Source organism: Streptomyces sp. NPDC058697, assembly GCF_042715345.1.
Classification (GTDB): Bacteria; Actinomycetota; Actinomycetes; order Streptomycetales; family Streptomycetaceae; genus Streptomyces; species Streptomyces liliifuscus.
Window position 1 is genome coordinate 24,539 of record NZ_JBHXSU010000023.1, and the last position, 20,057, is coordinate 44,595.

Here is a 20,057-nt window from a genome sequence, read left to right on the forward strand (position 1 = left end):
GTCCGAGGCCCGTCCCGGACCCGAGGCCCGTCCCGGACCCGAGGCCCGTCCCGGACCCGAGGCCCGTCCCGGACCCGAGGCCCGTCCCGGACCCGAGGCCCGTCCCGGACCCGAGGCCTGTCCCGGACCCGGGGCCAGAACCGGACCCGGGGCGCTCGTTGGTGTCCGTTGCCCGGGGTGGGGCTCTTCCCGTTGTGCCGGGGCATGCCAGTGGTGTGGCCGAACGGGCGGCGTTTCGGGATCTTGCCTCGGGGGCGTGGGAGCGGCACGCGGCGGCCGTCTCGCGGGTGCTCACTCGGATGCCCGCGCTGCGCGGGCAGGAGCTGGAGGCGGCGAGGGTCGATCTCATCGCCGCGCACGCGTATCTCACCACCGAGGAAGGCCCGTTGCACCACCGCGAGCTGATGCGGGACCTGCGCGCGGGGGACGGGCGGCTGCTGCCCTACGCCGGGTGTCTCGCGTCCGCGTTGCGGCGGCTGCCCTCCTACCGCGGTGTCGCCCTGCGCGGCGGGGACGCCTCAGGAGCGGAGCCCGCGGTCGGCTCCCTTCTCCAGGACCCGGGGCCGGTCAGCGCGCTGGCCCGGCCCTCGGCGCCGCCCGCCGGGACCTCGGTGCGCTACGCGATCTGGTCCGTCACCGGCCGCAAGGTGAGGCAGCTGCTCGATCAGCAGGCCGGATCGCCGGAGGCGTCCGAGGAGATCGTCTTCGTGCCCGGAACCAGTTTCCGGGTGCTGGGCGTACGGACCGGCCCCGCCGGTCCTCCCGTGGTGCTGCTCCGGGAGCTGCCCGGGAACGCCGTCCTCTACATGGACGGCGCGGACGAGCTGAACCAGCGGGACCTCATCGCGCGCACCCATCTCGAAGAGACGCTCGCCAAGGGCCTCCGCGCGGGCGAGGGCCGGAGCTGGCCGGAGCGCTGCACCGGGCCCGTCGGCCAGGGCGTGTAGGCGGGGGCCGCATCACCGATCACGGACAAGTCCACACCACGTACAGGTCCACATCACGTACAGGTCCACATCACGTACAGGTCCAACAGGTCCAAAGGAGCATGATGGCAAATCGTCAGAACCGATCCTCCCCTGACGGATCGTCCGTTCGCAGGGCGGTCGCGCTGGGGCCCGTGGGAGCGGACCCGGGTTCGAGCCTGGCGCCCGCCGCGCCGCCGTCCGGAGGCGCGGCGCGGGGTGAGAGCGAGGAGGCGGCGGGATCCCGTCCGGACACCTCGTCGGGTACGGGGTCGGGCACCGCGAGCGGTACGACCTCTGAAGCGGGCGCGGTGGCAGGCGCGGCGACAAGCGGGGCGGCCTCGCGGCAGCAGGCGGAGCCGGAAACGGAGGGACGCGGGCGCCTGCGTGTGCGCGGGCGCGGCCAGGCCGCCTCGTCGGCGGTCCCGGACACCGCTGCCGCCGCCGGTGCCGGCACCGCTGCCAGTGCCAGTGTCGGCGCCAGTGCCGGTGTCGCTGCCGCCGCCGCGGCCGGTGGGGGCCGGGCCTCCGGCGAGGGAGCCGCGCGCGGGGAGGACGAACCGCCCTCCGGGAACCCGAAGAAGCCGCTGCTGGCGGCCGCCGGTATCGCGGGCGCGGTGCTTCTCGTGGTGCCGCTGCTGATCTGGGCCACGGACGACTCCGGGCAGAAGAAGGACAAGACGTCGGTGGCCGCCGATTCGGACACCGTCCTCGACGGTGAGTCCCTGGGCGCTCCGCAGGGCGAGTACGCACCGGCCGAACCCTCGGCCGGTCCGAGCGGGAAGCCCTCCAAGTCGGCCGAGGCGAAGGGGAAGACGAAGGGGAAGGCGAAGACCAACGGGGAGGCACAGGCCCCCGTCGGAGCGGACATGCCCGACTACAAGGCCGCCGTCCCGCCGGGGGATCCGAAGAAGCCGGCCAAGGAGAAGTCGAGCACGGGGACCAACACCAACTCCGGGTCGACACAGCGCCAGGCGGCCGGGCCCCCGGCGGGCACCGCGGCGTACTCGGTCCTGCAGCTGGCCGACCGGAACCCCGGCCGGCATGTCTGCTACCGGGCCTATGTGCAGGACATCGGCTGGCAGAGCGTGCGGTGCGACGGCGCCACGGCGGGCACGGAGGGGCAGGGCCGGCCGATCAAGGCCCTCAACATCGCCGTGTCCGGCATGACCAGCGCCAACGGCACGGCCGCCACCCCGTTCATCCAGGGGACCGGTTGGGCGGGTACGAACTGGAAGGGCGCGGCCAACGGCGTGAACCTGACCATCGGAACGGCCTCGAACTCGGCGCCGAACATGGCGGGGTTCGGCGTCAGCGTCGATTCGGCCAAGAGCCAGATCTGCCAGAACGCGCATGTCAAGGACGGGGGTTGGCTGGGCGTGCAGTGCGACACCCCCGCCTCCAAGAACAACTACATATTCGGCGGCACCCTGGACAAGGCGCGCTGGCTCGAAGCCGTGCGGTTCACCGTGTGAGGCCGGCCGCCTGAGCCACGGGAACGCCCGCCGGACGGGTTTTCCGCCGGACCTGTCTTCCGGCGGGCGTTCTCCTTCCATGGGCTCACGTTCAATGTGCTCATGGCGCTCACGGCGCTCACCGCGCTCACAGGGCAGCCTGGTGCCGTGCCGAACGGTTCCCGGGCGGCAGATCCTCGGGGAGCAGCGTCGTGAGGTCGGCGAGGCTGGGCGACGGGAGTCCGCCCAGCCGCCGGGCCTGGCTGGTCATCATGGTCTCCAGCAGCTGGCGGGCGAGCCGGGCGTTGCCGAAGGAGCGGTCCCGGGGGATCGCGTCCACGTGGGTTCGCAGCGCCGCGAGGGTGTCGGTGCCGCACTCGTAGCCGGACGTGGCGGCATGCCGGGAGACGATGGTGACCAGTTCGTCCGTGCTGTAGTCCTCGAACTGCACGTACTTGGAGAACCGGGAGGACAGGCCGGGGTTGGAGTCGAGGAAGCGCTCCATCTCCTCGGTGTATCCGGCGACGATGACCACGACCTCGTCGCGGTGGTCCTCCATCAGTTTGAGGAGCGTGTCGACGGCTTCGCGTCCGAAGTCGTTGGAGGATCCCTCGGGGGTGAGGGTGTAGGCCTCGTCGATGAACAGCACGCCGCCGAGCGCGCTGGTGAAGACCTCCTTGGTGCGCTGGGCGGTGTGCCCGATGTACTGGCCCACGAGGTCGGCCCGGGCCACTTCGACCAGGGTGGCGCGGGGCAGCACGCCCAGCGAGTGCAGGAGTCTCGCGTACAGCCGGGCCACCGTGGTCTTTCCGGTGCCGGGTGGTCCGGTGAAGACCAGATGGTTGCTGATCCGGGGCGAGGGGAGCCCCGCCGCGACCCGCTGCCGGGCGTTGGAGAGCAGGTTGACCAGGTCGGAGACCTCTCGCTTCACGGCCGCGAGCCCGACCATGGCCGTGAGTTCGTCCATGGGGTCGGCCGCGTCGTCCGCCTTCTGAGGTGTTCCGTCGACGGCCGCCGCCTCCTCGTCCCCGACGTCCTGCGGCATCAGCAGGGTCAGGTCGCTCTCGGCCGGGTCCTCCATGGACGCCAGCCGGAAGGCCTGCCGGTCCACCATCTCCTCGAAGACCCCGCGGGCCGCCCGGCCGTTGCCGAAGGAGGCGTCGCGTGTCATCCCCTCGAAGCGCACGGCCAGCGCCTCCCGGGTCAGCGGCCCGAGCTCGAACTGGTGCTGGGCGCACATGCTCTCGGTGATGGTGACCAGCTCGTCCACCGCGTAGTTGCCGAACTCGATGGTGCGGGTGAAGCGGGAGGCGAGGCCCGGGTTGGCGGACAGGAACGACTCCATCTGCTCGGAGTAGCCGGCCGCCACCACGACCACGTCGTCGCGGTGGTCCTCCATCAGTTTGAGGAGGGTGTCGACGGCTTCGCGTCCGAAGTCGTTGGAGGAGCCCTCGGGGGTGAGGGTGTAGGCCTCGTCGATGAACAGCACGCCTCCCAGCGCGCTGTTGAAGGCCTCGGTGGTCTTGATGGCCGTACCGCCGATGATCTGGGCCACCAGGTCGGCCCGGGCGACCTCGACCAGATGCCCGGAGCGCAGCACGCCCAGGTCCGCCAGGATGCTTCCGTACAGCCGGGCCACCGTGGTCTTTCCGGTGCCGGGCGGCCCGGCGAAGATCAGGTGCCTGCTCATCGAGGGGACCGGCATGCCGAGCCGGCGGCGGCGTTCCGCCAGCTGGTTGAGGTTGACCAGGGTGTTCACCTGGTGCTTGACGTTCTCCAGGCCGGTGAGCGCCTCCAACGCGGCCAGCGGGCCTTCCGGCTCGGGTTCCTTCCCGGCGGAGTGGCCGGGTACGCCGCTGTCGGCGCCGCCCTCGGCACTCTCGCCCCAGCTGTCCGCCATGCCGTTGTCCGCGCTGGTCAGGAAGTCGACCGAGAGCCGGTCGCCGGCGCGGCTCTGGCGCAGTCCGGCCCCCCGGTTGTCGCGCACCACGCACCGGGTGACGGCGACGGGTTCCGCGCTGTCGATCCGTACGCCGTCGCCCGTGCTGCCGGTGATCTCGCAGCCGGTGAGCGAGGCCCGGCCGCCGCGTACGACCTGGACGCCGTGGGTCTTGGAGCCGTTGATCCGGACCCGGTCCAGGGTGACCTCGGCGCCGTCCTGGACGCTCACGCCCGCGTCGGCGCTGTCGTGGATCTCGCAGTCCCGCAGGGTGCCCCGGCCGTTCTCGCCGACGAGGACGCCCGAGCGGGCGGCGGAGCGCAGCACGGTGTCGGTGACCATGGGGTCGGCGTCGTCGTCGATGCTCAGCGCGCAGCCGCCCGCGGACTCGATCTCGCAGTGCTCCACGCGCCCGCGGCCGTCGTCGCTGAACTCGATGCCGTGGCCGCCCGCCCCGACGACCTTGACGCGGCGCAGCAGGGGGTTCGCGGAGGAGCGGACGGAGATGCCGACGCCGGCCGCGTCCAGTACGTCCAGGCGGTCGAACTCGGCCGTGGAGTCGTCCGCGAGCAGCACCGCCCCCGTGATGTCGGCGCAGTCGGTCACCACCGTGTCCCGGAGCATCGGGGAACTGCCCTCGACGACGCGGACGGCGGGCTGGGCCGAGGTGTGGAACTCGCAGCCCTCCAGGGTTCCGCGCGAGCGGTCGAGGACGAGCAGTCCGCTGTGCTTGGTGCGCCGGGTGACGCAGCGGCGCAGCAGCGGGTCGGCCCCACCGGAGACGACGACGGCGCTCTGGGCGATGGACTCGAACGTGGTGTCCTCGATCTCCGGGCGGGACACGCTGGTCACGAGCAGGCCCACCGAGGTGTGGTGGACGGTGGTGCGCACGACCCGGGTGGAGCTGTGGCCCTCCAGGGCGATGGCGGGCTTGTCGGTGCCGGAGATGTCGCAGCCGTCGATGGTTCCCCTGGCCTCGCCGCCGGCCAGGATTCCGTTGGCCCGGGCGCCGCGTATCCGGCAGTCGCGTACGAGGGGTCCGGCCGTCTCGCCGATGACGACGGCGGAGGTGCCGAAGTTCTCGAACTCGCAGTCCTCGACGACGCTTTCGGACTCGGAGGAGTCGACGATCCCGGCGCCGCCGGGGTTGCTGATCCGGCAGCCGCGGGCGGCCAGCGAGCCCTTGCCGCGGACCAGCAGGGCCGTCCATCCCGAGCCGGTGACCGAGCATCCGTCGAGGGCTGCCTGGCCGGCCGGTACGTCCACGACCGCCAGCTCCTTGTCGCGGCCGCGCAGGGTCAGGCCGCTGAGCATGACCGCGTCGGCCATGAGGCTCACCGCGGTGCCGGAGCGCGGGCAGAGCTCCACGGACCCGGGCTCGCCCTCGGCGACGATCGTCACCCGGTTCCTGATGACGAGGTTCTCGGCGTAGCGCCCGGGCCGGACCCGGATCACCGCCCCGGTGCGTGCCTGGGCCAGCGCCTCGCCGATCGTCGGGAAGCTGTCCGTCCGCTCCGGGCAGACCGTGAGTATTTGCCGTGCCACGCGCCTCGAACCTCCTTGTGTTCCTGGGTCGTTGGCCCTGCCCTGTGCGTGCGGCCCTGTGCGTGTGCCCTGCGTGTGCGAAACGAGTATGTCATGCGCATTTCAGGGGTATGCTGCGATACATCATGAAATACAGGTATGCATGCCTCGTGCTCGCGACCGCCGTGATCCTGCCGGTCACCTGCGCGCCCGCCCTCGCCGCGGGAGCGGACGATCCGGGCACGGGTGACCCGGGTACGACGCTGCTGCCTCCGCTGCCGCTGCGCCTCGGCGAGGACAACCCGTGCACCGGTGCCTCTCAGGAGACCGCCACCGGGGCCGCGTGGTCCCAGGGGACGCTCGGGCTGGCCCGGGCCCAGCGGATCTCCCGGGGTGCCGGGGTGACCGTCGCGGTGGTCGACACCGGGGTCTCGCCCGACGTGCCCAGCCTGTCCGGGCGGGTGACGGCCCTCGACGGGGCCGGCGAGGACTGTGTGGGACACGGCACGTTCGCCGCCGGACTCATCGGCGCCGCGCCCGAGAAGGGCAGCGGGATCGCCGGGGTCGCCCCCGAGGCGGAGATCGTCGCCCTGCGGGGGACCGACGACCGTGGTGTGCCCTCGGCGCAGCGCGTCGCTCTCGGCATCCGCACCGCGGCGGACGAGGGTGCGCAGGTCATCTATGTCGGCCACACCCTGCGTACGGGGAAGGCGGAGCTCGCCTCCGCCGTCGCGTACGCCGTGGAGCGGGACGCACTCGTGGTCGCCCCGGCCGCGCCAGACGCCGTGCCGCGGGAGGAACTCGGGCCCAATAACGAGATGCCGGTGGGGCCGTACTGGCCCGCCGCCGCGCCGGGGGTGCTGGCCGTCGTGGACTTCGGGCCCAGCGGGCTCCGGCAGAAGAACGGTCCGCCCGCGTACGAGCCGGATCTGTCGGCGCCCGGCAGTTCCATGGTCAGTGTCGGGCCGAAGGGGGCCGGTCACTACATCGGGTCCGGTGCGTCGCTGGCCGCGGCCGGGGCCGCGGGGGCGGCCGCGCTCGTACGGGGGTATCGGCCCGAGTTGAGTGCGGCGGAGGTGTCTCGGCAGTTGCTCGGGACGGCGTATCCGTCGGACACGCCTCGGCTCGATCCGTATGCGGCGCTGTCTCTTACTTCTGCTTCGGGTGGGGGGGAGGTGCGGGAGCGGTTGGAGGGTGTTCCTGCGCGTCTTCCGGGGCCGGGTGATTCCGGGCCTCGGAATCGGGCTTTGGCTGTTGCGGGGGTGGGGCTTGGGGTGGTGCTGTTGGTTGGTGCGTTGGCGGCGGTGCTTCCGCGGGGGCGGGCCAGGAGCTGGCTGCCGCCGGGCCGCTGAGCGCTTGGCTGTAGGCACGGTGATGAAGCTGCGGGTCGGTGGGGGCTTGTCGCGCAGTTCCCCGCGCCCCCCTGCGGGGCTTGGGTCGGGTTCGTAGCTGCGGGTGCGTTGTGGCTTGTCGCGCAGTTCCCCGCGCCCCTTAGGGGGCACGACATCGCAGCCCCCGACAAACAACATCTGTGACATCAGTGGTCCTCCTCCAGTCGTGCCGTTTGGATCTGGAGGGTCTTGCGGCGGGCTATTCGGACTGCTCGGCCGGGGATCAGGTCTCGGCCCTTTACGCTGCCGAAGAGGTAGCCCTCGCTTGGGGGGCAGGACATCAGGAGGCCTGGGGTGTTGATCTCCTGGAGTCTGCGGAGGAGGGACTCGTTGAGGCCGCGGCCGGCGCCTGCGGAGGAGCGGGCGACGATCATGTGCAGGCCTACCTCATGGCCGAGGGCGAGGTGGTCGAGCAGGGGGGCGAACGGCTGTGCCATGGAGTTGCTGCCGACCATGTCGTAGTCGTCGACCAGGACGAACAGCCGCGGGCCCTGCCACCAGTCGCAGAGCCGCATGCGGGAGGGGGCGATGTCCTCGCCGGGTACTCGCTGCTTGACCGCACGGGCCGCCCCGTCCACCAGTTCGCGGAGCATGTCCAGGGAGACCGCGTTGCCGAGCCGGTAGGCCTCGGGGACGCTCTCCACCAGCTCGCGCCGGTAGTCCACCGTCATGATGCGCGCCTCGGCGGGGGTGTACCGCTCGGTGATGCCCCGGGCGATCAGCTTCAGCAGGTTGGTCTTGCCGCACTCGGTGTCGCCCACCACGATCATGTGCGGGTTCTCGGTGAAGTCGTGCCAGACCGGGGCGAGTTCGTTCTCGTCCAGGCCGAGGGCGATCCGCAGTCCGATGTCGCCCTCGGGCGCGGGCAGTTCGGCGACGGGCAGGCTGGTCGGCAGCATCCGTACGCGGGGCGCGGCCGGGCCGGTCCAGTTCTCGCTGATCGCGGCGACGAGACCGGCGACTCCGTCGGCGAGGTCGTCGGCGTCCTCGACCCCGTCGACGCGCGGCAGCGCCGAGAGGTAGTGCAGCTTGTCGGGCGTCAGGCCCCGGCCGGGGCTGCGGGGGATCGTCGCCGCCTTGCGGGAGTCGATCTGGGAGTCCATCGAGTCGCCCATCCGCAGTTCCAGCCGGGTGCCGGTCTGGTCGCGTACGGCGGACGAGAGTTCCACCCAGCGGGCCGTGGCGATCATCAGGTGGACGCCGTAGTTGAGGCCGCGGGCGGCGAGGGCGTTGAAGGTGGGAATGTGCCGGTCGAAGTCCTGCCGCACGGTGGACCAGCCGTCGATGACCAGGAAGACGTCGCCGTGCGGTTCGTCGGCGAACTCGCCCGCCGCACGCCGTTTGCGGTACGTGGGCATGGAGTCGATGCCGTGTTCGAGGAAGAACCGCTCGCGTTTGCTGAGGATCGTGTTGACCTCGGCGATCACCCGGCCGACCCGCTCGGTGTCCACGCGGGCCGCCACCCCGCTCACATGGGGCAGTTCGTCGAGGGCGGCGAGTGTGCCGCCGCCGAAGTCCAGGCAGTAGAACTGCACTTCGCGCGGGGTGTGGGTGAGCGCGAGCGCGGTGATGAGGGTCCGCAGCAGCGTGCTCTTGCCGCTCTGCGGGCCGCCGGCGACGGCCACATGGCCCCCGGCTCCCGAGAGGTCCACCGTCAGCAGGTCGCGGAGCTGGTCGAACGGCCGGTCCACGATGCCCACCGGCACGGTGAGCCGGCCCCGCAGCGGCCAGTCCGCCGTGGTGAGCCCGTACCGCGGATCGGGGGTCAGCGGGGGCAGGATCTGGTCCAGGGTGGCCGGCATGCCCAGCGGCGGCAGCCAGACCTGGTGCGCGGGCGGGCCCGAGTGGCGCAGCCGGTCGAGCGCCACCGACAGCAGTGTCTCGCCGCTCTCCTCGTCGGCGCCCTCCGCCTCCGGTTCCTCCTCGCCGCTCTCGCCCGTCAGGTCCGGGTCGGCGGGCGCGCGCGGCACCACCCACTCCGCCGTCCACGGCACCACCTGCCGTGCCACCTGAGCCTGGACGACGGCCCGGCGCCGCTCGTACGGGCCCGACACGTACGCGGCACGGAAGCGGGTCAGCGCGTCGACACCGCTCTTGAGGAAACCGGCGCCCGGCTGGGCGGGCAGTTCGTAGGCGTCCGGCACACCCAGCACACCGCGGCTCTCCATCGCGGAGAACGTACGCAGACCGATCCGGTACGAGAGGTGGCTCTCCAGCTGGTGCATGCGGCCCTCGTCCAGGCGCTGCGAGGCGAGCAGCAGATGGACGCCGAGCGATCGCCCGAGCCGCCCGATCATGACGAACAGCTCCATGAAGTCGCGGTGCGCGGACAGCAGTTCGCTGAACTCGTCGACCACGACGAACAGGCTGGGCAGCGGCTGCAACGGCACCCCGGAGGCCCGCGCCTTCTCGTACTCAAGGGCGGAGGTGTAGTTGCCGGCGGCGCGCAACAGCTCCTGGCGGCGGATCAGTTCGCCGTGCAGGGCGTCCTGCATGCGGGCGACCAGGGACACCTCGTCGGCGAGGTTGGTGATGACCGCGGAGGTGTGCGGCAGTTCGTCGAGGCCGAGGAAGGTCGCGCCGCCCTTGAAGTCGACGAGGATGAAGTTCAGGGTCTCGGAGGAGTTGGTCAGCGCGAGGCTCAGAACCAGCGTGCGCAGGAGTTCGCTCTTGCCGGAGCCGGTGGCGCCGATGAGCATGCCGTGCGGGCCCGTGCCGCCCTGCGCGGACTCCTTGATGTCCAGCTCCACGGGCCTGCCCTCACCGCTGACCGCGATGGGCACCCGGAGCCGGGCGCTGCCGGTGTACCGCTCCCACAGGGTGGCCGGCTCGTGCCGGTGCAGGTCGGGGATGTTCAACAGGGCGGTCAGCTCGACGTCGTTGGAGAACGGCTTGGAGTCGTCGCCGCCCAGGCTCATCCGGTAGGGCGCGAGCAGCCGGGCGAGTGCCAGGGCTCCCACCGGGCCCAGCCGGTCGGGCCTGCCGAGGACCGTCGACTGCTCCTTGCGGTCGCGGTCGGTGCGGACCAGCGCGACGCTGTCCTCGTCCACCTCCAGACGCAGGGTGGTGCGGCCCGGCTTCCAGGCCAGGGCTCCCGAGAGGTCGAGCACCACCGCGTTGCGGAACCCGTGCCCGTCGAAGCGGTGGCCCGCGGGCACGGTGCAGCCGTCGATCACGATGACCGTGTACGGCTCCTCGCGCCCCGGTGCCGCGTCGGGGTCGGCGCCCGGCCGCTCGTGGAACTCGGCGCCGAGCAGGTTCTCCAGCTCGTTGAAGGCGGAGGTGATCATCCGGACCGGTCCCGCGCCGTCCTCCTCGTGCCGGTGGAGGCTGTGCGGGAGCCACTTGGCCCACTCCCACTCGGCCCGCCGCTCGTCCGAGACACACAGCGCGATCCACAGGTCGTCGGGGGAGTGGAAGACCGCCAACTGGGCGAGCAGACCGCGCACCAGGCCGCGTATCCGCTCCTCGTCGCCGCGCAGGAGCACCTTCGACCAGGCCCGCAGATAGATCGCGATGGGCTGGTCCCGTACGGTCGAATAGGCCCGGGTGAAGCTGCGCAGGGCGTGCGCGGACAGCGGTTCGAGGTCCTCGACGGGCTTGGTCGACAACGGGGTCAGCTTCATCGCGATGCGCTGGTCGCCGACGCCCATCCGGACCTCCGCGAAGTCCTCGTCGGACGTCCGGCGTTCCCACAGCCGGGTGGTGCGCACGAAGGACGACAGCGCGTCGGGCTCGGGGTGCCGCCAGGCGAGAGCGCGCTGCTGGTCGACGATGGTGGCCCGCACCTTGCGCCGCGTCTGGCGCAGATAGCGCAGGTAGTCGCGCCGTTCGCCCTTCATCCGCTGCTTGCGTTCGGCGTTGCGCTTCATGACCTGGCCGACCATCATCGCGGCCGAGGCGATCACCATCATGCCGAGCGCGACATAGATGAATCCACCGCTGGCCTTGGCCATACCGGGCCGCATGAACATCAGCATCATCGAAACGGACATCAGCGCCATCGGCAAGTACGTCCATACCGCGGAACTGTCCGGCACGACCTCGGGAAGTGTCGGCGGTTCCTGAAGACTGAGGTCTCCCGACGGCAGTTCCGGACCTTTGCGGCGTGCCGGCCTGCGGAACAGGATCACGCTCAACGAATGGCCTCCTCGATGATGTCGGAATAACTTCCGTGGCAACAGTGCGGCGTAATCCGGTGTTTACCGGAATCGGCAACCGCAGTCGGTTTCCGGTAAGGGGGTGCGGAAGTCGGCGATGCGAAAGCGGGATACGTTGTAGCTTCAGGGAGTTGCGAAAAGGACCGGCCGCCGACAAACTCGTCCGGCACGTACCGCGCCCGACTTACTGCCGCCCAGAAAGCGTGAACCCGAAGCCCATGACTGAAATTCATGCGGCAAGCCTGTGCCGCGTCACCGTGCGTGCTCCGGCCAGGACCGTCGACCTGGCTGTGCCCTCCGATGTCTCCGTCGCCGATCTGCTGCCCACAGTCATCGGGTACGGAGGTGACGACCTGGAGGAATCAGGTCTGGAGCACGGCGGTTGGGTGCTGCAACGTCTCGGCGGCCCACCGCTCGACCCCGAGAGTACCTTGGACTCCCTCGGCCTGCGCGACGGCGAGGCGCTTTTCCTGAGCCCCCGCAACGAGGCGCTGCCCGAGGTGCACCTCGACGACCTGGTGGACGGGATCTCCACCACCATGCGGAGCCGGCCGCACAGTTGGAGCGCGGAGGCCGCCCGGCGGCTGCTGCACGGCATGGCCGTCGCCACTCTCAGCTTGGGTATCGTGCTGCTTGCCCTGCCCGGAACGCCCGGCTGGCTGCGGGCGGTCGTGGCCGCGGCGGCCGGACTGCTGCTGCTCGCCGGGGCGGGCTCCGCGACCCGTGCCGTCGGGGACTCCGGCGCCGGTTCGATGCTCGGCCTCATGGCGGCCCCCTACTTCGCGACGGCGGGATGGCTGCTGCCCGGCGGGGAGTTGGGCGGGGCCGAGGGCGACGCGGTGCTGGGCGCACGGCTGTTGGCGGCCTCCGCCGCGGGCGGCGGCGCCGCGGTGCTCGCGCTGGCCGCGGTCGGCATGTACCCGGCGCTGTTCCTCGGCACGGCCTCCGTCGCCGTGGCCGGGGCCCTCGGCGCCGCCCTGATCATCCTGGGCCTGACGCCCGAGCAGTCGGCCGGCGTTGTCGCCGTCGTGGTGGTGCTGTTCGGCGGCTTCGTACCCTCGCTGTCGTTCCGGCTCTCGGGCATGCGGATGCCGCCGCTGCCCACCAACGTCCAGCAGTTGCAGGAGGGCATCGATCCGTATCCGGCCTCGGACGTCGAGGCCCGCGCGACGCTGGCGGACGGCTGGATGACCGCCTTCTACCTCGCCATCGGCCTGATCTGTCTGCCCTGTCTGACGGCGCTGGTGACCGATCCCGACCTGCCCGGAGTGCTCACCGTGGTGGCCCTGTCGCTGCTGTTGCTGCTGCACAGCAGGGGCCTGGGCAACGTCCTGCAGCGGGTCGCGCTGACCACGGCAGGGGCCTGGGGCACGGCACTGCTGCTGCTCGAAGCGGCGGACGGCCTCGGCCCGCAGGACCGGCTCGCCCTGACGGCCGGTCTGCTGGCACTGACGGCCGTGATCACGATCGCCTCGTGGACCGTGCCCGGGCGGCGTCTGGTGCCGTACTGGGGACGCGCCGCCGAGCTGCTGCACTCGCTCGCCGCCATCAGCATGCTGCCGCTGACCCTCTGGTCCATGGGCGTCTACGGCATGCTCCGCGGCATCAACGGCTGACCCGGGAGAACCGCACCGATGCACAGCAAACGCGACCAGGTACAGGCGCATCTCTTCGTCATGGGGAGACTGGCCTCGGCCATGCTGCGGGCCGAGCCCGACGACCCGGAGAGCCCCCTGGGCAGAACCAACCGCGGCGCCGCGATAGGCGTGATCATCGCCGTGCTGGTGTGCGCAGGGGCCTTCGTCTTCGGGCTCATCAGACCGGGCGGCAACGACTCCTGGCGTACGTCGCAGGACCTCATCGTCGACAAGCAGACGGGCGCCCGCTACCTGTATCTCGACGGACGGCTGCGCCCCGTACGCAACTACGCGTCGGCCCAGTTGATGGCCGGCGGCGCCCTCGGTGTGACGACGGTGGGGACCTCCTCGCTGGCCGGCACCCCGCACGGGGCGCCCGTCGGCATCCCGGACGGCCCCGAGGCGCTGCCGGCCACCGGTGACCTGGACAGCAAGCCGTGGCTGGTGTGTTCCGGCGTCCTGCCGAGGACGACGGGCGTCGTCACGGCCACCACGACGCTGGCCCTCGGCGCCGACGAGGCTCAGGACGTGCCGGGCGGACGGCAGTTGGGGAAGGGCGAGGGACTGCTGGTCGCCGGGCCCGACGGCACCACGTACCTGCTGTGGCAGGGCAGCCGGCTGCGCCTGGACGAGCGCGCGAACGCCGTCGAGGCCCTGGGATACGGGGACATCACCCCCCGGCCCGTCGCGTCCGCGTTCCTCGACAGCTTCCCCCAGGGACCCGACCTGGCCCCGGCCGACGTACCGGGCAGAGGCGACGACGGGCCCGCGCTCGCGGGCCGCGGCACGAGGATCGGACAGCTCTTCCGGGTCGACGTGCCGGGCTCCGCACCCCGCTACCACCTGCTCAGGAAGGAGGGGCTGGTCCCGCTCACGGCCACCGGCGCGGCCCTCCTGCTGGGCGATCCGGGGACCCGCGAGAAGGCGTACGGGGGATCCGCAGCGACCGTGGCGACCCTCGGGGCCGATGTGCTGACCGAGCATCTCGCCCCGCGGTCCGAGGACGGCGCGGCCAACTCGGCGCGGCTGCCCGCGAAGCCGCCGGAGGGGGTCGAGGTCGCGGCCGGCTCCGTCGCGTGCGCGGGCGTCGACTCCGCGGCGGGGGCCGTACGGGTGGGCGCGTCCGTGCTGCCGGAGAGCGCCCTGCCACAAGCCGTGCAGCCACCGGGCCCGGAGATCGTGCCGGGCTGTCTGAAGGTCGACGCCATCGCGGTACGAGCCGGAAAGGGCGCGCTGGTCAGGGTGTTGGGCGCGGGCGGCAGCGCGCTGGGCGACACCACGTACCTGGTGACGGACGAGGGCGTGAAGTACCGGCTGCTGTCCCAGGAGGGGCTCAAGGCGCTGGGATACGAAGGGGTCGAGGAGCGCACGATGCCCTCGCCGATGCTGGCCATGCTGCCCAGCGGCCCGGACCTCACTCCCGAGGCGGCCTCCTCGGGCGAGGCACGCGTGACGCTGCGCTGTCCGAAGGTCTAGCGGGCCCGAGAGGGAAGCAGTCGGGCGGTGGATCTTCCGGAAAGGAAATTTCTGGATCCGCCGCGGTCACCTGGTGTTAAGTCCGCGTGTCCGGCGGAGACGGGAGAACGGGGAGTAACGCCCGTTCTGTCCCTCTGAATTCACGTCACCGCTCAAGTGAGCAACGTGAATTCAAGGCCTTTGCTCAATCGAGCATTAAAGGGCCGGGGATCGGGCTCGATTTCGTTTCGGTGGGCGATTGCCAAACAAGTTGCCGCCTGCTTAGCATCTGGCCACCCCGTGTCCCGGCGAACCGGTTGAGTGATCGCAGGGGCCACCTTGTCTGCCCACGGGGTGGTAGGGGCTCCACACGTCGGTGTTTGTCGCCGAAAGGAAATTCCCTCATGGTCATGCAGCAGTCCGAAGAACAGGCGACACGCGGCGGAATCAGGGCGCTTGAGCAGGCGTTCACCTCGATCCAGCGAACCCAGCAGGGCGTACAGACCAACGCGACGAATCTCTCCTCCGCTTACGGGGGTGAGGACGGCCGGAAATTCAAGGATCTGCTGGCGGCGTGGGACGGCCATGTCGACACCATTCTGCTCAACCTGGACCGGATGGTCGACGAGCTCAACAACACCCTCATGGAACAGGGCCTGATGCAGGGTTCCTCGAGCGATGCGATCGATCAGGAGTACTCGAGGTCCACGGCTGTGTTCGACCAGCTCAACGGGTACAACACCGGCCCGAACGGGGAGGGCGGCACCAACCCGAACGCCTGACGGCCGGCGGGCGCCCCGTCAGCGCCCGCGTGGTCGTACGGCACAGCCATCGGGGAACACCGCTCGGCCGTCACGGTCTCGCCCACAGGCCGTCATCGCACACCCACCGCACTCGCGGCGAATCGAGGACTCCAATGGACTTCAGCCAGGGTTTCATCCACATCGACTACGGCGGCGCCGAGGTCGCGGTGGACGACATGCGTGTCATCTCGAAGGAGATCTACAGCGTCATCGATGAGCTGAACCGGGATCTGAGCGCGCTCCAGGAGACCTGGATCGGTGACGACAAGGAGGTCTACACCGGCGTCCAGGCGCAGTGGAACGGTGCCGTCGAAAACATCAGGAGCCTGCTCGGCAACCACTCCGTGCTGCTGGAGGAGATCTCCGTCGGCTACCGGAGGAACGAGCAGAGGCGCTCGCAGAGGTGGGGCGACATCAGGATCGGCGGGAGCTGACCGCGCGGAACGGACTTCCTCCGCTCCGCACTGAACGGACTCTGAACGGACTTCCTGAGCCCTCCCCGTGCACGACGGCACGGGGCCGAAGACGGGGCGGGAACGGCAGGAGAACGACCGGGCGCCGTCGGCCTCAGCTGTGCCGGGCGCCGTTGCATCGCCCCGAGCGGCCGAGGCCGACGGCGCCCGACGCTTGACCGCGGGTCCTGGCGCCCGACCGCGGATCTTTCAGAAGCCCTGTGCGCGGGACCGCCCCGGTCCACGGCGCCGACGGAAGGAAACGACGTGGCCGACGTCACGGTCCTTGACAGCGCGTATCTGAAGAAGTTCATCGAAGAGCACGTCGAGAAGTTCTCGGCGGCGCTGGACGGCATGCTCAAGCACAACGCGGTCACCGATACCAAGCCCATCTCGTACATCTCCGACGGCCCCACGAGCACCACGCTCAAAGTCACGGAGCCGCTCATCATCGGCCTCATGGCCGGCGCTCCGGCGGCGCCCGGGAGTGACGACAAGAGTGCGTCGGGCGGGGCCGGCGGGGCCGAGCTGAACACGGTGATCCAGAAATCTGCGGCTGAGATCTTTCGCATATTCGAGGATCAGAAGGTGCTGTTCGAGGACATCGCGGAAGCGCTGCGGGAAACCATCGACCTGCTGGGTGAAAACCAGGCGAAGAACCTGGAAAGCATTGCCGCAGGTGAATTCATGGACATCTTCGAGGATGTCGACAGTGATTTCGGAAACTCCGGCGGGAGCGGTGGCAGTGGTGAGGGCAGCGAGAATTAGGGCAGCTTGAAGCGGAACCGGTAGCCCCTTTTTCGTACGATTTCGCGGAGTGCATCGATGGCCGACGAGAAGAAAACTCAAGACAATAACGATGACAACTGGAAAATAATAGTCGACATGCTCACCGGCTATGAGCTTCCACCGCGGAGTACGTTGTTCGAAACTCTCAAGGGGAACGAAGACATCCCGCTGATGCATGTCCGGCTGGATCATGTGGGCGGTTCGGAGTACACGCCCGGCTTCCTCACGACGGGCGGCTGGAGGGTTCTCAACACCGACTTCGTCATGCCGTACTACCGCAACTACAACAATGCGGAGGACGCCGACGCGGGGACGCTGCTCGACCGCTACCGGGCGCACATCACGCTCCTGGGCACCGCCGGTGTCCTGCCGCCGAGCGGTGACGACGTGATCGGGGGCGGCGAGCAGACGAGCAAGTACCTGAAGAACAAGGGGGGCTGGAACAAGGAGGGAGAGGCCGTCAAGTGGGACAACAAGCTCCTGGCCCAGTACGTCCACGGCTCCGTGGCGGCCCTCCGGGAACTGACCACGTACCCCTACAACACCCACGGATTCACCAGCTTCGACCGCCCGGTGGGCGACGGCGCCTATGTCGACCTGACCTCCTTCACCGAGGCGGCAAAGGCGTTCGACCGGGTCGTCACGTTCTTCGAGGAGAGTGCCCACACCCTGGAGATGTGGGACACCGAAGACATCGGTGAGGGCAGTAAGTCCTGGGACGGCACCTCGGCAGCCATTTTCAAGCAGCTCGTCCACAAACTGGCACGGAACTACGAGGGATACGCCGACCAGGTCAACGGCGACGGAAAGAGTGGCGAAGGTGCCTACTCGACCATCGACGGAGTGCCCACGAGGTCCGAACCCGCGCGGGCTCTGGCCGCTGCCCAGACTGTGATCTTCGAACAGGCGAAGGCTCTCCAGTCCGCGTGGGAGGTGTGGAAGTCCGAGAGCAACCCGCAGCGCTGGCTGTACGACATGCTGCAAACAGCAAGAATAAATCTCCTCGGCAACTACAACGAGGGCACCGACTTCCGGGTCTCGGGCTCCGGCCGTATATACAGAACCGTGGTCGTCGCGACGGAGAAGTTCGACAACAACATCGTGATCGACGGTCTTCCCTATGGCGCGCCCAACGACATGGAGACGTGGAAGAAGATAGGCGCCGAGGCCGTAAAACGGTGGGAGCAGTGCGCGCAGGACTGGCTCAGCGTGGCGGGTTCCGATGCCATGGTCGCCGTTCAGAACGCCTTCGCCGCCGCGGAAAAGGCATTTGACACCAAGATAACCGACAAGGACAAGCGCACTCTTTCGGAGATCTCCACAAAGGTGGAGAACCAGAAGGAGAAGAACGACGCGCAGAAGGAGAAGGACGAGGCCAAGGCGACCGCCGAAAAGGAGAAGGCGGACGCGCGGAAGGAGAAGGACGAGGCCAAGGCCACGGCGGACAAGGAGAAGGCGGAGGCCAAGGCCGAGCGGGACAAGGACCGCGAGGAAGCGAGGAAGGACAAGGAGGAAGCGAAGGCCGAGCGGGACAAGGACCGGGAGGAGGCGAGGAAGGACAAGGAAGAGGCGGAGGCCGAGGCCGACAAGGAGAAGGCGGAGGCCAAGGCTGACCAGGCAGCCGCGAAGGAGGAAGCGCGGAAGGACAAGGACGAGGCCAAGGCGGAGGCCGACCGGGAGAAGGCGGAGGCCAAGTCTGACCAGGCCGCGGCGAAGGAGGAGGCGAACAGGGAGAAGAACGAGGCGAAGGCGGAGGCCGACCGGGAGAAGGCAGAGGCCAAGTCTGACCAGGCCGCCGCGAAGGAGGAGGCGAACAGGGAGAAGGACGAGGCCAAGGCTCAGAACGATCAGGACCGGGCCGAGGCCAGGGAACAGGCCGCCGCACAGCAGGCGTTCGCGCTCTCGCAGGCGAAGAAGCAGAAGGAAGAGGCGGACGCGGAGAAGGCCGCGGCCAAGGCGGAGCAGGCTGCCGAGAAGGAAGAGGCGAAGAAGGAGCAGGCGGCAGCCAAGGCCGAGGCGGACAAGGAGAAGGAGGAGGCCAAGAAGGAGCAGGCCGCCGAGAAGGAAGAGGCCAAGAAGGAACAGGCGGCTGCCAAGGCGGAGCAGGCGGCGGAGAAGGAAGAGGCCAAGAAGGAACAGGCCGCCGAGAAGGAAGAGGCCAAGAAGGAGCAGGCCGCCGCCAAGCAGGAGCAGGAGACCGCGAAGGCGGAGGCCAAGCAGGAGCAGGCCGCGGCGAAGGCGGAGGCCGAGCGGGAGAAGGACGAGGCACTCGCCCGCAACGAGCAGGACCGGGCCGAGGCCAAGCAGCAGCAGACAGAGGCCAGGGCCGAGGCGGAGCGCGACCAGGAGCAGGCCCGGCGCGAGGCCGTACAGGAGAAGCTGCAGGCCAAGGCCGACGCCGAGCAGTCCAAGGCCGATGCCCAGTCCAACTATGAGCAGCAGAAGGCCGACGCCCGCGCGGAGCGCGAAGCGGCCGAGCAGCAAGCCGACCGGCAGCAGGCGGAGGCGAAGCAGGAGTACGAGCAGGAGAAGGCCGAGGCCCAGGAGCAGCGGGAGCAGGCGCAGCAGCAGGCGAACGCGGACCGGGCCGACGCGCGGCAGGACTACGACCGTGCGATAGCCGGTGGGGCCGACGAACAGACGGCCCGTGAGGAGTACGACCGCAGGCTCGCCGAGATCGACGCCGCCGAGCGCGATGCCGTTCAGCAGGCCGACGCCGCCGAGGCGAACGCCAAGGACGAGTACGACGAGCAGAAGGCGGCGGCCCAGGAGGAGCGCCAGCAGGCCCGTACGGACGCGGAGCAGGCGCGGCGGGACGCCAGGGCCGAGTACGACCAGCGCATGGGCGACATCCAGGCCGAGTACGACCGGATCGGTGCCGGCGACAAGAACATCGACGAGCTGATCCGCCAGCGCATCGCGGACCTCCCGCAGCCTCCCGACCTCTCGGGGTACGACCCGTCGGGTGCGGGCTCGGCCGGCTCGGCGTACTCCTCCGCGTTCAGCGACAACCTCTACAACCAGGACGACCTGTCCTCGGCGCTGGGGCGCCCCCAGGGGGACGGGGCGCTCGCCGCCTCGGACGGTTCGGCCGGGACCGGGGGCACACCGATGATGCCGCCGATGATGCGGGGCGGTGGTGATGCCTCGGGCTCCGGCGAGCGGGTCCGCAACGTCATCGAGCCCGGTGTCTCCCGCTCCGCCAGAGGGGCGGGCGCCACCCCCACCGTGGACGGCGAGGAACACGGCGTGGTCCCGAGGGCCACACAGCAGACCTCCAGCGGTACGCCCTTCATGCCCCCCATGGGAGGCATGGGCGGAGGCGGCGGGGGCGGACAGCAGACGGCGAGCAGCGACCGCGAGCGGACCACCTGGCTGGCGGAGGACGAGGACGTCTGGGGCACCGACGAGGGCGGCGCGCCCCAGGCCCTGGGGCGCTGACCGTGTGACGCGCCGACGGTACGGCGCGAGGACCGTGTGACGCCCGA

The 20,057-nt window shown here is 70.2% G+C and carries 11 protein-coding genes; 9 read left to right on the plus strand and 2 right to left on the minus strand.

Features of this window, described 5'->3' with window-relative positions:
- The first annotated feature begins 215 nt into the window (after positions 1 to 215).
- On the plus strand, positions 216 to 947 hold the full coding sequence (locus ACFWXQ_RS36735) for a hypothetical protein (RefSeq protein ID WP_383938065.1): 732 nt from the start codon (positions 216 to 218) through the stop codon (positions 945 to 947).
- Positions 948 to 1,120: 173 nt separating this feature from the next.
- Positions 1,121 to 2,440 carry a hypothetical protein gene (locus tag ACFWXQ_RS36740; RefSeq protein WP_383938068.1) on the plus strand — a complete coding sequence of 440 codons (1,320 nt, stop codon included), beginning with the start codon at positions 1,121 to 1,123 and terminating at the stop codon, positions 2,438 to 2,440.
- Between the two features lie 127 nt (positions 2,441 to 2,567).
- Here the strand turns inward: ACFWXQ_RS36740 and ACFWXQ_RS36745 are convergent, their stop codons facing one another.
- Positions 2,568 to 5,903: a right-handed parallel beta-helix repeat-containing protein gene (locus tag ACFWXQ_RS36745; RefSeq protein ID WP_383938071.1), complete on the minus strand. Its 3,336-nt coding sequence runs from the start codon at positions 5,901 to 5,903 to the stop codon at positions 2,568 to 2,570.
- A 125-nt stretch (positions 5,904 to 6,028) separates the two neighbouring features.
- On the opposite strand from ACFWXQ_RS36745, the gene ACFWXQ_RS36750 reads away from it, so the two are divergent.
- Positions 6,029 to 7,234: a S8 family serine peptidase gene (locus ACFWXQ_RS36750; protein ID WP_386270118.1), complete on the plus strand. Its 1,206-nt coding sequence runs from the start codon at positions 6,029 to 6,031 to the stop codon at positions 7,232 to 7,234.
- 185 nt (positions 7,235 to 7,419) lie between these two features.
- Here ACFWXQ_RS36750 and eccCa read toward each other — a convergent pair whose 3' ends face one another.
- A complete protein-coding gene (gene eccCa, locus ACFWXQ_RS36755) occupies positions 7,420 to 11,412 on the minus strand; it encodes a type VII secretion protein EccCa (RefSeq protein ID WP_383938077.1) in 3,993 nt (1,330 codons plus the stop codon).
- Between the two features lie 239 nt (positions 11,413 to 11,651).
- On the opposite strand from eccCa, the gene eccD reads away from it, so the two are divergent.
- From eccD to ACFWXQ_RS36785, 6 genes are all read left to right on the plus strand, one after another.
- The gene (gene eccD / locus ACFWXQ_RS36760) at positions 11,652 to 13,049 is read left to right on the plus strand and encodes a type VII secretion integral membrane protein EccD (protein WP_383938080.1); all 1,398 of its coding nucleotides are present in this window, start codon (positions 11,652 to 11,654) and stop codon (positions 13,047 to 13,049) included.
- Between the two features lie 18 nt (positions 13,050 to 13,067).
- The gene (gene eccB / locus ACFWXQ_RS36765; RefSeq protein WP_383938083.1) at positions 13,068 to 14,546 is read left to right on the plus strand and encodes a type VII secretion protein EccB; all 1,479 of its coding nucleotides are present in this window, start codon (positions 13,068 to 13,070) and stop codon (positions 14,544 to 14,546) included.
- A 383-nt stretch (positions 14,547 to 14,929) separates the two neighbouring features.
- Positions 14,930 to 15,307, plus strand: a complete 378-nt coding sequence (locus ACFWXQ_RS36770) for a hypothetical protein (RefSeq protein WP_383938086.1) — start codon at positions 14,930 to 14,932, stop codon at positions 15,305 to 15,307.
- A gap of 134 nt (positions 15,308 to 15,441) precedes the next feature.
- Entirely contained in the window at positions 15,442 to 15,762 is a 321-nt protein-coding gene (locus tag ACFWXQ_RS36775) for a WXG100 family type VII secretion target (RefSeq protein ID WP_383938089.1), read from the plus strand.
- A gap of 285 nt (positions 15,763 to 16,047) precedes the next feature.
- Entirely contained in the window at positions 16,048 to 16,548 is a 501-nt protein-coding gene (locus ACFWXQ_RS36780) for a type VII secretion system-associated protein (RefSeq protein WP_383938091.1), read from the plus strand.
- A 57-nt stretch (positions 16,549 to 16,605) separates the two neighbouring features.
- Positions 16,606 to 20,010, plus strand: coding sequence for an AAWKG family protein (locus tag ACFWXQ_RS36785; RefSeq protein WP_383938093.1), 3,405 nt, complete (start codon positions 16,606 to 16,608; stop codon positions 20,008 to 20,010).
- Positions 20,011 to 20,057 lie beyond the last annotated feature (47 nt).